This window comes from Dankookia rubra, from assembly GCF_004355005.1.
Lineage (GTDB): Bacteria > Pseudomonadota > Alphaproteobacteria > Acetobacterales > Acetobacteraceae > Paracraurococcus > Paracraurococcus ruber_A.
In genome coordinates, this window is record NZ_SMSJ01000069.1 from 15,653 (window position 1) to 27,960 (window position 12,308).

Below are 12,308 nucleotides of genomic sequence, written 5' to 3' on the forward strand. Positions count from 1 at the left end.
TGCCGCGATGGCGGAGATGCAGGCGATGCCGCCGGAGGTGGAAGGCGGCGAGACGACCGAACGCGTGCTGCAGATCCTCTCCACCTCGGCCCGGCTCTTCGCCACCACGGGCTACGACGGCACCTCGATGCGCGACATCGCGCTCGCCTGCGGCATCTCGAAGTCGCTGCTCTATCACCACTTTGCCGACAAGGACGAGATCTTCGCCCGCATCACCCTCGGCTCGACCCGCGAGCTGGTGCAGTTCGTCGAATCGCGCCTGCCCGAGGGCGCCGCGCCGTCGCTCCGCATCCGAGCCTTCATGGCCGCCACCGGCGAATATTTTCAGCGCTACCGCTGGGCCTGGATCGCCTCCACCACCGCTTTCTGGAACGACCCGCAGCAGCGCCGGCAGACCGAGCGCATGCTCTGGCGCGACCGCTATGAGGGGCTGATCCGCCGGCTGATCGAGGAGGCCATCGCGGCCGGCGAGATCCGCCCGCTGGACGTGCCACTGGCCGGCCGCCTGGTGCTCTCGGCGCTTAACTGGATGCATCGCTGGCACAAGCCGGACCAGGGCATGCCGGCGCCCGAGGTGGCCGAGGCCTATTTCGACATGATCTTCCACGGCCTGAAGCGCTGAGCCGGGCGGGCTTGCCGGCCGCCGCCGGGCGGGGATAGGCTACCCTTGACCGATCGGTCAGGCGACGGGACGGAAGCAGGAGAACGCGCCATGGTCACCGCAGGCAGGGCGGCACCGGGGGCCGGGTTGGATGCCATCCTCCGGCCGCGCTCCATCGCCGTCATCGGCGCCTCGCAGGACGCCACCAAGATCGGCGGCCGGCCGGTGCAGCTCCTGCAGCGCTTCGGCTTCCCCGGCGCGATCTGGCCGGTCAACCCGCGCGCCGCCGAGGTGCAGGGCCTGCCCGCCTTCGCCTCGGCCGCCGCGCTGCCGGACGCGCCCGACCTGGCGATCATCGCCGTCGCCGCCGAGCACGCCGCGGCCGCGCTCGAGGATTGCGCGGCGCGCGGCACCCGCGCCGCCGTCGTCTTCTCCTCCGGCTTCGCCGAACTCGGGGCGGAGGGCGAGGCGGCGCAGGCGGCGCTCGGCGCCATCGCCACGCGCACCGGCATGCGCATTCTCGGCCCCAACTGCCTCGGCGCGGTCAGCGTGGCGGAGCGCAGCATCGCCACCTTCTCGATCGTGCTGGAAGGCGCCCTGCCGCCGGCCGGCCCGCTCGGCATTGCCTCGCAGAGCGGCAATCTCGGCAGCTACACCATGCTGCTGGCGCGGGAGCGCGGCATCGGCGTCAGCCGCTTCCTCACCACCGGCAACGAGTGCGACGTCGACATCGCCGATGCCATCGCCTGGCTGGCGCAGGACGACGCGACCAAGGTGGTGCTGGCGGTGCTGGAGACCTGCCGCGACGCGCCGCGCCTGGTCCGCGCGCTGGAGCTGGCGCGGGAGGCCGGCAAGCCGGTGGTGGTGCTCAAGATCGGCGCGACCGCGGCCGGCCAGGCCGCCGCGGCCTCCCATACCGGCGCGCTGGCCGGCAGCGACGCGGTCTTCGACGCGGTCTTCGCCCGCACCGGCGCGGTGCGGGTCCGCAGCGTGGAGGCGCTGCTCGACCTCGGCCATGCCGCGGCGGTCTGCGGGGAGGCGCTGCCGCGCGGCCGCCGCACCATGCTGCTGACCGCCTCCGGCGGCTTCGGCGTGCTGCTGGCCGATGCCGCGACGGCGGTCGGGCTGGAGCTGCCAGCGCCGGAGCCGGCGACGCAGCGGCGCATCCTCTCCGTCGTGCCCTTCGCCTCGGCGCGCAACCCGGTGGATGCCACGGCGCAGATGGGCGCGCGGCCCGAGGTGCTGGTGGAGATCCTGGCCGCCATCCTCGACGACCCGAATTGCGACGCGCTGCTGCTGCAGCTCGCCGCCTCGCTCTACGTGCCGCGGCTGCGCGGCGTCTTCCTGCCGGCGCTCAAGGCGATGCGGGAGAAGCACACGGAGAAGCTGCTGATGCTCTCGGTGCATGGCCCGGCCGATGCGGTGGCCGAGCTCACCGCGCTCGGCATGCCGGTGGTCGATGGCGTCGATGCCAGCACCGCGACGCTGGCCGGGCTCTGCGCCCTGGCGGAGGCGCGCCGTGCCCCGCTGCCGGCGGCGGTGGCGCTGCCGCCGGCAGCCCCGCTCGATCCTGCCGCGCTGCGGACCGAGGCGGCGGCCAAGCAGGCGCTGGCCGCGGCCGGGGTGCCGGTGCTGCCGGAGCGCGTGGTCCGGAATGCCGAGGAGGCCGCCGCCGCCGCCGCGGCGCTCGGCTTCCCCGTGGTGCTGAAGGTCGTCTCGCCCGACCTGCCGCACAAGACCGAGGTCGGCGGCGTGATGCTGGACCTCGGCGATGCCGGGGCCGTCACCGCCGCGCATGCCGCCATGCTGGCGCGGGTTCGCGCCGCCGCGCCGCAGGCGCGCCTCGACGGGGTGCTGGTGGCGCCGATGCTGCGCGGCGGGGTGGAGCTGATCCTCGGCACCAAGCGCGACCCGGTCTTCGGCCCGGTGGTCCTGGTCGGGCTCGGCGGCATCTTCGCCGAGATCATGCAGGACGTCGCCATCCGCCCCGCGCCGGTGGATGAGGCCGAGGCGCTGGCGATGCTGCGCAGCCTGAGAGCCTTCCCGGTGCTCGACGGCGCGCGCGGCCGGCCGAGGGCGGACCTTGCCGCGGCGGCGCGCGCGGTGGCGGCAGTGTCGCGCTTCGCCGCGCAACAGGCGGCGGCGGTCGCCGAGGTCGACATCAACCCGCTGCTGGTCCGCGCCGAGGGCGAGGGGGCGGTGGCGCTCGACGCCCTCATCATCCCGCGGGAGGACAGGCCGTGACCGAGGTGTTCTCCCTGGCCGGACGCGTGGCGCTGGTGACCGGCGCCGGCAACGGCATCGGCCGCGCCGCGGCGCTGCACCTGGCCGGCATGGGGGCGACCATCGGCGTCAACGACCTGAAGCCGGAATTCGTCGACCGGGTGGTCGCCGAGATCGAGGCCGCCGGCGGCCGGGCGATCGGCGTGACGCAGAACATCAGCACCCGGGACGGCATGCGCGCCGCCGTGCTGGGGCTCGCCGGACAGGCCGGGCGGCTCGACATCCTGGTCAACAACGCCGCCTGGGTGCGCTACCAGGCCGTGCCGGACATCGCGCCGGAGACGATGGACCGCATGCTCGATGTCGGCTTCAAGGCGGTGATCTGGGGCATCCAGGCGGCGGCCGATGCGATGGGCGAGCAGGGCGGCAGCATCGTCAACATCGCCTCGACGGCGGCGGTGCAGGGGCTGCAGAACGGCCTGGTCTATTGCGGCATCAAGGCCGGCGTCACCGGCATCACCCGCGCCGCGGCGGCGGAGCTCGGCCCGCGCGGCATCCGGGTGAACGCCATCGCGCCCTCCGCCATCCCGACCGAGGGCACGCAGCGCAACCGCAACGCCGAACGCGATGCGCGGCGGGTCGCCCGCACGCCGCTCGGCCGGCTGGGCGCGGTGGAGGACATCGCCCGCGCCATCGGCTTCCTCGCCTCCGGCCAGGCCGGCTTCGTCACCGGCCAGGTGCTGGTGGTGGATGGCGGGATCACCAGCACGAGCCTCAACGCGGGGTGACGACCGGGAAGATCGTCTCGAAGACGTCCAGCAGCGCGAAGAGCTTCGCCGGCAGGGTGGCATCGCCCTCCGCCGTCGCGGCGCCCTCCGCCAGCAGGGCGTCGAAGCCGGCGCTGCCCGCCACCAGCCGGTCGAAGGCGGCGCGCGTCGTCGTCACCCGCGCTTGCGGCGCGGCGGAGGCGGTGCCGAGCCGCTGGGTCAGGGTCGCGTTCTCGAGGTTCTGCGCCACCACCTCGCCCCGGTCGGTGAAGTGCCAGTCGATCCGCCAGCGCAGCCCGCCCGCCTGCTCCGCCTTCAGCCGCACGCCGAGCCAGTCGAAGACCACCTCGGTCGAGAGCGCCGGCAGCATGTCGGGACGCAGGAAGCCGACCGCGCGGCTGCCGCCGATCCCGCCGCGCAGCTCCTGCGCCGCCAGCAGGTAGGCGTTGCGCCAGGTGGCGCTCTCGGCCTGGTAGCCCAGCTGCTCATGCGCATCGGCGCAAAGCTCGCGCGCCGCGGCATTGTCCGGGTCGGCGAAGACCAGCTGGTTCATCAGCTGCGCCACCCAGCGGTATTCGCCGCGGGCGAAGTCCTCCCGCGCCCGCGCCATCACCGCATCCAGCGGGCCGAGATACTCCACCAGCTTGCGTGCCGCCTCGGCCGGCGGCAACGGGTCGAGGTTGGCCGGGTTGCCGTCGTACCAGCTGAGGTAGCGCTGATAGACCGCCTTGGCATTGTGGCTCACCGTGCCGTAGTAGCCGCGGCAGGCCCAGTCCTGCGCCAGGCTGTCGGGCAGTCGCAGCCGCGCCGCAATTTCCGCCGGCCGCAGCCCGTGCGCCGCCAGGCGCAGCGCCTGGTCATGGATATGCTTGTAGAGGTCGCGCTGGCGACCGAGATAGCCGAGCAGCTTCTCCCGCCCCCAGATTGGCCAATGGTGCTGCGCCACCAGGATCTCGGCCTCATCGCCGAACAGCGCCATGCTGGCGGCGATGGCGTTCGACCAGACCCTCGTGTCGCGCGCCTGGGCGCCGCGCAGCGGGATGAAGTTATGCAGATGGCGGGTGGTGTTCTCCGCCATGTTCAGCACGCGATGCTTTGGCAGCCAGATATGCATCTCGGCCGGCGCCTCGGTCTGCGGCGCCATCTGGAAGACCAGCTCGACGCCATCGATCGTCCGGCTCTCCACCGGCTCGACGATCAGGTCGGTCGGCGGCAGCAGGGTCGAGACCGCGAGGCCCATGCGCTTGCCGAGCCCGGCATCGACCTGGCCGCGCACGCCGCGATGCAGCGCCCCGCCGAACTGGAAATTCGCCCGCCGCGCCATGGGGATGCCGGCGAGCACGGATTCCGCGCCCAGCTCCTCCATGAAGCCATCCGGCGCGATCACCGGCACCTGCCCCGCGCGCACCTCGTCCAGGCTGGCGACGCCGAAGGCGCCGCCGAAATGGTCGGCATGGCTATGCGTGTAGATCAGCGCGCTGACCGGCCTCTCGCCGCGATGCGCGCGATAGAGCGCCAGGCCGGTGGCGGCGGCCTCGGCATTGGTCAGCGCATCGATGACGATGATGCCGCGCTCGCCCTCGACGATGGTCATGTTGGCCAGGTCGATGCCGCGGATCTGGTAGACGCCGGGGCAGACCTCGAACAACCCGTTCGCCATGTTCAGCCGCGCCAGCCGCCAGAGGCTCGGGTTCACCTCGGGCGGTGCCTGCTCGGCTTCGAGGAAACGGTACTCGCCGAGGTCCCAGACCAGCCGGCCGGCGGTGCCGCGCACCACGCCCTCCGGCAATGGCGCGACATGGCCGCGCCAGGCCTCGGCAAAATCCGCGGTATCGTGGAAGGGCAGTTCCGTCAGCACCGCCTGGTTGGCGGCGGCGGTGGCGGCGGTGGCGGGCTTCGCTGCGATGGGCATGGCCGGTCCTCCTAGGCCGCCGCGAGCAGGCGGGCGGCCTGCGCATGGCGATCGCCCCATTCGAATTCCGCCATCAGGATGCGCCGTGCCAGCCGGGTCGCCGGCAGCTCCTCGGTCATGCCCATCCCGCCATGCACCTGGATCGCCTGCTCGGCGACGAAGCGCCCGGCCTCGCCCAGGCGCAGCTTGGCGAAGGCGATGTTCCGCTCCTCCGGCGTGCGCAGCGCCGCCTGCACCAGGCCGGTCAGGTTGCGCCAGGCGACGTACATCTCCGCCACCCGGTGCCGCAGCGCCTGGAAGCTGGCCAGCGCCGTGCCGAATTGCTGGCGTTGCAGCAGGTAGTCGATGGTCTGCCGGATCAGCGTGCCCATTGCCGCCACCGCCTCGACGCAGCTCAGCAGCGCGCCCAGGTCGCGGGCTCGGGCGATCGACGCGCCGGCATCGGCGGCCAGCAGCCGCGCCGGCGCACCCTGCAATTCGAGGTCGAGGGTGAGCCGCCCGTCGATCCGCTCATGCCGGGTGAATCCGGCGCCGGCCGTGCCGAGGTCGAGCAGGTAGAGCGCGTCCTCGACTGCAACCAACGCGTGGCCCGGCACCGGCGGGGTCTCGACGCCCAGCGCACGGCCGCTCAACCGCCCGGTCTCCGCGGTGATGCCGCCGGCCAGCACCACGCAGGGCTGCAGCCGCCCCGCCGCCAGCTCGGCCAGCAGCAGGGGCTGTCCGGCCAGGAGAGTCGGCGCCACCGCGCAGACGGCTACCAGCGGCAGCGCCAGGGCCGCGCTGCCGGCGCCCTCGGCCAGCGCCGCCATGTCCAGCAGCGTGCCGCCGGCGCCGCCGCAATCTTCGGGGACCAGCATGCCGGCCCAGCCCAGCTCCAGCAGCGCGTCCCATTGCACCGCCAGCTCCGCCGCGCGCGCGGCCGGCTCCTGCAGCCGCGCCAGCGTCGTGGCCGAGGCCTCGGCGAAGCGGCGGGCCGCATCATGCGCGTCGCCGGGCAGCATCGGCTTGGGTTCGAAGGCCATGGCGCTTACATCCCGAACAGCTGCTTGGCGACGACGTTCTTCTGCACCTCGTTCGACCCGCCGAAGATGGTCTTGGCGCGCAGGTACATGAAATTCTGCACCCACTCGATATCCTCCACCTCGGCATTGGGGCCGGAGGCATCGACCGGGCGGAAGCGCGAGGCCACCCGCTCGCCCACCGCATCCAGGGCGATGGCGCCGATGCGCTGCACCGTGTCGGCGGTGGACAATTTCAGCTCGGAGGGCATCAGTCCCAGTGGCTCGCCGGCCATCACCGCTTCCACCGCCGCGCGGCCCAGCTCGCGCGCCCCGCGCAGCTCGGCCTCGGCCAGTAGCAGCCGATATTCCAGCTGCTCACGCTTCAGCGCCTGCCCGGGTGCCGCCAGCTCGCGCGCCACCAGCGCGCGGCAGCGGTCGAGGAAACGGAAGGCCGGCGCGACATTGGCACCGCCCAGCCGCTCGCGATCGAGCAGGAATTTGCCGTAGGTCCAGCCTTTGTTCTCCTCGCCGATGCGGTTCGCCACCGGCACGCGCACCGCGTCGAGGAACACCTCGTTCACATGGTGCCAGCCGTCGATGGTGCGCACCTCCCGCACGCGGATGCCGGGCGCATCCAGCGGGATGAGCAGCAGGGTGATGCCTTCCTGCCGCTTCACCTCGGCGTTCGTGCGCACCAGCGTGTACATCCAGTCCGCCTCATGCGCGTGGCTGGTCCAGAGCTTCTGCCCGGTGACGACGTATTCCTCGCCCTCGCGCACCGCCCGCGTCTTCAGGCTGGCGAGGTCCGATCCCGCGCCGGGCTCCGAATAGCCCTGACACCACCAGTCCTCGCCGCTCAGGATCCCCGGTAGGAAGCGCGCCTTCTGTTCCTCGGTGCCGAAGGCGATCAGCACCGGGCCGAGATGCCGCAGCCCGTGGTGGTATTGCGGCGGGCAGTCGCATTCGGCCAGCACCTCGTCGAAGATGTGGCGCCGGCGCTGGTCCCAGCCGGTGCCGCCATGCTCCTTCGGCCAGCTCGGCGCGCCCCAGCCATGCGCGTGCAGGATCCGCTGCCACGGCGCCCATTGCTTGCGGCCGAGCTTACCGTTGGCGGCGACCACCGCGCGGATCTCCGGCGGGCAGCGGGTCAGGGCGAAGTCGCGCACCTCGGCGCGGAAGGCGGCCAGCTCGGCGGTCTCGTCCATCATCGGCCTCGTCACAGGGAAAGGTTTCGCTCGCGCACCACGCGGCTCCACAGCGCGTGCTGCCCGGCCAGGTAGGCGGCGAATTCGGTCGGCGTCTCGGCCATGGCCTCCAGCCCGTCATCGGTGATGGCGCGCTGGATCGGCTCGGCCGCGGCGACGCCGCGCAGGTCGCCGGCGATGCGGTCCCGCAGCGGCGCCGGCACCGCGGCCGGACAGAAGAAGCCGTAGAAGGTGCGCGCCTCCACCTGCGGCAGGCCCTGCTCCGCCATGGTCGGCACCTCCGGCGCCGTGGCGTTGCGCCGCGGCTGGCAGATCGCCAGCGCCCGCAGCCGGCCTTCGCGGGCGAAGCGCATGGTGGTGGCGCTGTCGAACAGCGCGTTGACATGGCCGGCCAGCAGGTCGGTCAGCGCCGGCGCGCTGCCGCGATAGGGCGTGTGCAGCATCTCGATGCCGGTCGCCCAGGCGAACAGCTCGGCCGAGATATGCGGCGAGGAGCCCATGCCGGAGGAGCCGAAGCGCAGCAGCCCCGGATGGGCCTTGGCCCAGGCCACCAGCTCCGGCACCGTGCGGGCCGGCACCGAAGGATGCAGGTACAGCACCGCCCCGCCGAGCGCGAAGCAGCAGAGCGGCGCGAGGTCGGCGGGATCGTAGGGCAGGTTGCGCAGCATCAGCGGGTTGGTGACGATGCCGAAGCTGGCCAGCAGCAGGGTGTGGCCGTCCGGCGCCGCATGCGCCACCGCCGCGGTGCCGATGGCGGTGGCGCCGCCGGGCCGGTTCGCCACCACCGCCGGCTGGCCCCAGAGCTCGGTCAGCCGCGGCGCGAAGGCGCGGGCATAGCGGTCGGTCGGCCCGCCGGCGGCGTAGGGCACCACCACCTCGACGCCGCGCTGCGGCCAGGCGGGCTGCGCCCGCGCCGGCAGCGCGGCGAGCATGCCCAGCAGGCTCCGCCGCCGCATGGCTCAGCGCCCCTTGTAGACCGGCGGGCGCTTTTCCAGCGTGGCACGGCGGGCCTCGGCCGCGTCCTCGGTCTTGCTGAGCTCGTAGGTGAAGTTCTGCTCGAAGCGGTAGGCGTCCTTGGCCGGCATCAGCTCGACCATGTTGCAGCTCAGCTTGGCGTATTTGATGCCGAGCGGCGCCTTGGACGCCACCTCGACGGCCAGCGCATAGGCTTCCTCGAACAGCTTCTCCTGCGGCACGCAGGCTTCCAGCAGGCCCAGCCGGTACAGCTCGCTGGCTGGCAGCCGCTGGCCGGTGAACATCATCCGCCGCACCTTGGGCGCCGGGAAGAGCCGCGAGAGCATGGCCGCGCCGCCGGCCAGGCCGACATTGATCTCCGGCATGCCGAAGACCGCGTTCTCGCTGGCCAGCATGAAGTCGCAGGCCGCCGCCAGGCCGAAGCCGGCGCCGAGCGCCGCGCCGTTCACCGCCGCGATCACCGGCTTGGCGCATTCCTTGATGCTGTTGCCGGTCTCCCGCGTCAGCCGGTTGTGCCACCAGTATTCGCCGTGCTTGCCGGGGTCCGGCCGCTGCTTCAGGTCGGCGCCGGCGCAGAAGACGCTGCCCTGCGCGGTCAGCAGCACCACGCGGATGTCGTCGCGGTCGGTCGCCTGGTCCATGATCTCGATGATGCGGTCGCGCATCGCCCAGTTCACCGCATTCACCGGCGGGCGGTTCAGCGTGGCGACCGCCACGTGATCCCTGACCTCCAGCGTCACCGTCTCCTCGGCCATGCCGTCCTCCCCCTCATTCCAGCCGGATGCCGGCACGGGCGATCACGCCTCGCCAGGTCCGGCGTTCCTCCTCCAGCACGGCGCCCAGCGCGGCCGGCGTGCTGCCTTCCGGCTGCGTGCCGGTGCCGGCGAAGCGCCGTGCCGCGGCGGGGCTCGCCATGATCCGCACCACCGCCTGGCTGAGCCGGTGGACGATGGCCTCGGGCGTTCCGCTGCGCACCATCAGGCCGTTCATCACCGTCACCTCGAAGCCGGGCAGCGTCTCGGCGATCGCCGGCACCTCGGGCAGCTCGGCCACGCGCTGCCGCGTGGTGACGCCGAGGGCGCGCAGCCTCCCGGCGCGCACCAGCGGGATCAGCACGCTGAGGCTGTCGATCGTCATCGGCACCTGGCCGGCCACCACGTCCTGCACCGAAGGCCCGGTGCCGCGATACGGCACATGCGCCAAGTCGATGCCGGCCTCGATCCGCAGCAGCTCCCCAGTCAGGTGGCTGCCGGCGCCGATGCCGGCGCTGGAGAAGGCCAACTGCCCCGGCTGCGCCCGGGCCAGCGCGATGAGCTCGGCGACGCTGCCGGCCGGCACCGCCGGATGCACCACCAGCGCATAGGCCGCGCGCACCAGCAGGCTGACCGGGGCGAAGTCGCGCTCGGCGTCGTAGGGCAGCGCCGGCATCAGCAGCGGGTTGGTGACCAGCGGCCCCGGCGTGGCGTGGAATAGGGTGTAGCCGTCCGCCGGCGCCGCCAGCACCGCCATGGCGCCCAGCGTGCCACCGCCGCCGCCCTTGTTGTCCACCGCGACGGGCTGGCCAAGTGCCTCGCCCAGCTCCTGGGCGACGAAGCGCGCGGTGGCGTCGGCGCCGCCGCCCGGGGCGAAGGGCACGACGAGGCGGAGGGGCCGGCTCGGCCAACCGGGCTCGGCGCGGACGGTCGAGGTGAGCACGGCCGGGCACCCAAGCACCGCCGCCAGCAGGCGGCGCCTGGCCTGGGTCCATCCTCTTGCTCGCTTCGGCGCCCTTGTCACGCGCTGCGTCCGCTCCCTCGCCCTGACCGATCGGTCAGCCGGAGCCTATCGCCCGGATCCAAGGCAGGCAAGTGACCTGCGCGCGGGTGTTCGACCCGGGCATGCTACCTGGTCAAGCGGGTGACGCCCCTACCAGTCAGCAGCCACCGTTCGCCGGCCATCAGGTGGAGCTCGGCCAAGCCGTCATCACGCTCCAACCAAGTCCCAAGTCCAGCATCGACCAACTCGCCCAGTGCCGCGAGCACCGCCACCCGCGCGCTCTCAGGTTTGCGCCGTGGCGTCCTTCTATGGACTGTTCGACCTGACGCCCTGCCCATGGTGGCCATCCCCTGCCGCCCCGAGGCGAAGCGCCAACATGGGGCTAGGATGCCGAAGCTGCCACTCCGCTTCCGCCCATTGGGGGCAAATCACCTGCGTTCTGGTTTTAAAGCAAGAGCCGGAGTGCGATGTCGGGTTCCAGGTGCGACATCCTTCCCGTTGACGGAGAAAGGATCCGACCATGGACGCGATGACACACGACCCGGCCAATGAGACGTTGTGCTTCGGCTACGGTGAAACCAAGCTCGGCTTGGTGCTCGTCGCCTTGAGCGGCCGAGGCGTGGCGGCGATTCTGCTCGGCGACGAGCCGCCAGCGCTGCGACGCGAGCTGGCCGCGGCCTGTCCCGGGGTTCGGCTGATCGAAGATGACGACCGCCTTTCTGGTACGGTGGCAAAGGTTGTTGCCCTCATCGCGTCGCCCGGCCGCAAGCTGGATTTGCCGCTTGACCTACGAGGCTCGGAGCTGGAACTGGCTGTCTGGGAAGCGCTGCGCGGCATCCCGTCGGGCGAGACCCGCACCTACGGTGCCCTTGCCAAGGGGCTCGCTGTCCCAGCCACGGCCCAGGAGGTCGGCGCGGCCTGCGCCGCGAACAGACTGGCGGTCGCAGTCCCCTGTCACCGCGTGGTGAAGGCCGACGGATCAATCTCGGGTTACCGCTGGGGCGTGCAGCGCAAGCGCCGCCTCCTCAACATGGAGGGCGTGGCATGAGCCATAGTCCGCCGGCACAGCGCATAGATGCGATCGACTGGCCAGGGGTCTCCACCAGCCTCGACGTGCAGGGCTGGGCGATCCTACCGGAGCTGCTGACCGGCGAGGAGTGCGACGCCACGGCCGGGCTGTATGGCGGTGGCGAAGGCTTCCGCAGCCACGTCGTCATGGCCCGGCACGGGTTCGGCCGCGGCGAGTACCGCTACTTCTCCTACCCGTTGCCACGCTTGGTCCAGGTGCTCCGCACCGGCCTCTATCCCCATTTGGCGCCCATCACCAATCGGTGGCACGACCGCATGGGCATGGCGGTCCGGTTCCCCGCCGACCACGCCAGCTTCATCGAACGGTGCCACCAAGCCGGCCAGACGCGCCCGACCCCGCTGCTGCTGCAGTACGGTGCCGAGGACTACAATTGCCTGCACCAGGACCTGTATGGCGACCACGTCTTTCCGCTCCAGGTCGCCATCCTGCTCTCCGAGCCCGGCGTGGACTTCGAGGGTGGCGAGTTCATGCTGACGGAGCAGCGGCCGCGGATGCAGACGCGGGGCGCCGTCGTGCCGCAGCGCAAGGGTGATGGTGTGCTGTTTGCAGTCAACACGCGCCCGGTCAGGGGCGGGCGCGGCGACTACCGCGTGAACTTGCGCCATGGCATAAGCCAGGTGCGCTCCGGCCATCGCCATACGCTCGGGGTGATCTTCCACGATGCCGCTTATTGATCCGGCCTGGGCGATCTTGAATCAGGCGGCGTAGCGAAAAGTCTTGTGCCCGAAGAAGCTGCGAACGCGGTCGGGCAGCTTCGATAGCCTGCGCATGTGCCCGAC

Annotated in this window: 11 protein-coding genes; 5 read left to right on the forward strand and 6 right to left on the reverse strand. The window is 72.2% G+C overall.

What is annotated here, in order from left to right; genetic code table 11:
* Positions 1 to 7: 7 nt before the first annotated feature.
* From E2C06_RS27745 to E2C06_RS27755, 3 genes are all read left to right on the forward strand, one after another.
* Positions 8 to 622 (forward strand): TetR/AcrR family transcriptional regulator, encoded by a 615-nt coding sequence (locus E2C06_RS27745; protein ID WP_206664713.1) that lies wholly within the window; start codon positions 8 to 10, stop codon positions 620 to 622.
* A 90-nt stretch (positions 623 to 712) separates the two neighbouring features.
* Entirely contained in the window at positions 713 to 2,845 is a 2,133-nt protein-coding gene (locus tag E2C06_RS27750) for an acetate--CoA ligase family protein (protein WP_133291832.1), read from the forward strand.
* On the forward strand, positions 2,842 to 3,612 hold the full coding sequence (locus E2C06_RS27755) for an SDR family NAD(P)-dependent oxidoreductase (RefSeq protein WP_206664714.1): 771 nt from the start codon (positions 2,842 to 2,844) through the stop codon (positions 3,610 to 3,612). The genes E2C06_RS27750 and E2C06_RS27755 overlap by 4 nt, the downstream gene beginning before the upstream one ends.
* On the opposite strand, the gene E2C06_RS27760 is transcribed toward E2C06_RS27755, so the two are convergent.
* From E2C06_RS27760 to E2C06_RS27785, 6 genes are read right to left on the reverse strand one after another with little or no spacing between them, the layout of a single operon-like run.
* Positions 3,599 to 5,503 carry an alkyl/aryl-sulfatase gene (locus E2C06_RS27760; RefSeq protein WP_133291833.1) on the reverse strand — a complete coding sequence of 635 codons (1,905 nt, stop codon included), beginning with the start codon at positions 5,501 to 5,503 and terminating at the stop codon, positions 3,599 to 3,601. The two genes, E2C06_RS27755 and E2C06_RS27760, sit on opposite strands and share 14 nt — an antisense overlap.
* An 11-nt stretch (positions 5,504 to 5,514) precedes the next feature.
* Positions 5,515 to 6,525, reverse strand: coding sequence for an acyl-CoA dehydrogenase family protein (locus tag E2C06_RS27765; RefSeq protein WP_133291834.1), 1,011 nt, complete (start codon positions 6,523 to 6,525; stop codon positions 5,515 to 5,517).
* 5 nt (positions 6,526 to 6,530) lie between these two features.
* Positions 6,531 to 7,712 (reverse strand): acyl-CoA dehydrogenase family protein, encoded by a 1,182-nt coding sequence (locus E2C06_RS27770; RefSeq protein ID WP_206664715.1) that lies wholly within the window; start codon positions 7,710 to 7,712, stop codon positions 6,531 to 6,533.
* An 8-nt stretch (positions 7,713 to 7,720) separates the two neighbouring features.
* A complete protein-coding gene (locus E2C06_RS27775) occupies positions 7,721 to 8,665 on the reverse strand; it encodes a Bug family tripartite tricarboxylate transporter substrate binding protein (protein ID WP_133291835.1) in 945 nt (314 codons plus the stop codon).
* Positions 8,666 to 8,668: 3 nt separating this feature from the next.
* A complete protein-coding gene (locus tag E2C06_RS27780) occupies positions 8,669 to 9,439 on the reverse strand; it encodes an enoyl-CoA hydratase/isomerase family protein (protein WP_133291836.1) in 771 nt (256 codons plus the stop codon).
* A 13-nt stretch (positions 9,440 to 9,452) separates the two neighbouring features.
* Complete coding sequence (locus E2C06_RS27785; protein WP_165982705.1) at positions 9,453 to 10,379, reverse strand: tripartite tricarboxylate transporter substrate binding protein; 927 nt, start codon at positions 10,377 to 10,379, stop codon at positions 9,453 to 9,455.
* 580 nt (positions 10,380 to 10,959) lie between these two features.
* Between E2C06_RS27785 and E2C06_RS27790 the strand changes: the two genes are divergently transcribed.
* Entirely contained in the window at positions 10,960 to 11,487 is a 528-nt protein-coding gene (locus E2C06_RS27790) for a methylated-DNA--[protein]-cysteine S-methyltransferase (RefSeq protein ID WP_133291838.1), read from the forward strand.
* Positions 11,484 to 12,203, forward strand: coding sequence for a 2OG-Fe(II) oxygenase (locus E2C06_RS27795; RefSeq protein WP_133291839.1), 720 nt, complete (start codon positions 11,484 to 11,486; stop codon positions 12,201 to 12,203). Before E2C06_RS27790 ends, E2C06_RS27795 begins: the two co-directional genes overlap by 4 nt.
* Positions 12,204 to 12,308 lie beyond the last annotated feature (105 nt).

Bases quoted from the DNA above. Each gene is read 5' to 3' on its own strand.
- E2C06_RS27745 (WP_206664713.1), top strand. From the start codon at position 8: ATGGCGGAGATGCAGGCGATGCCGCCGGAGGTGGAAGGCGGCGAGACG.
- E2C06_RS27750 (WP_133291832.1), top strand. From the start codon at position 713: ATGGTCACCGCAGGCAGGGCGGCACCGGGGGCCGGGTTGGATGCCATC.
- E2C06_RS27760 (WP_133291833.1), bottom strand. From the start codon at position 5,503: ATGCCCATCGCAGCGAAGCCCGCCACCGCCGCCACCGCCGCCGCCAAC.
- E2C06_RS27765 (WP_133291834.1), bottom strand. From the start codon at position 6,525: ATGGCCTTCGAACCCAAGCCGATGCTGCCCGGCGACGCGCATGATGCG.
- E2C06_RS27770 (WP_206664715.1), bottom strand. From the start codon at position 7,712: ATGATGGACGAGACCGCCGAGCTGGCCGCCTTCCGCGCCGAGGTGCGC.
- E2C06_RS27775 (WP_133291835.1), bottom strand. From the start codon at position 8,665: ATGCGGCGGCGGAGCCTGCTGGGCATGCTCGCCGCGCTGCCGGCGCGG.
- E2C06_RS27780 (WP_133291836.1), bottom strand. From the start codon at position 9,439: ATGGCCGAGGAGACGGTGACGCTGGAGGTCAGGGATCACGTGGCGGTC.
- E2C06_RS27790 (WP_133291838.1), top strand. From the start codon at position 10,960: ATGGACGCGATGACACACGACCCGGCCAATGAGACGTTGTGCTTCGGC.
- E2C06_RS27795 (WP_133291839.1), top strand. From the start codon at position 11,484: ATGAGCCATAGTCCGCCGGCACAGCGCATAGATGCGATCGACTGGCCA.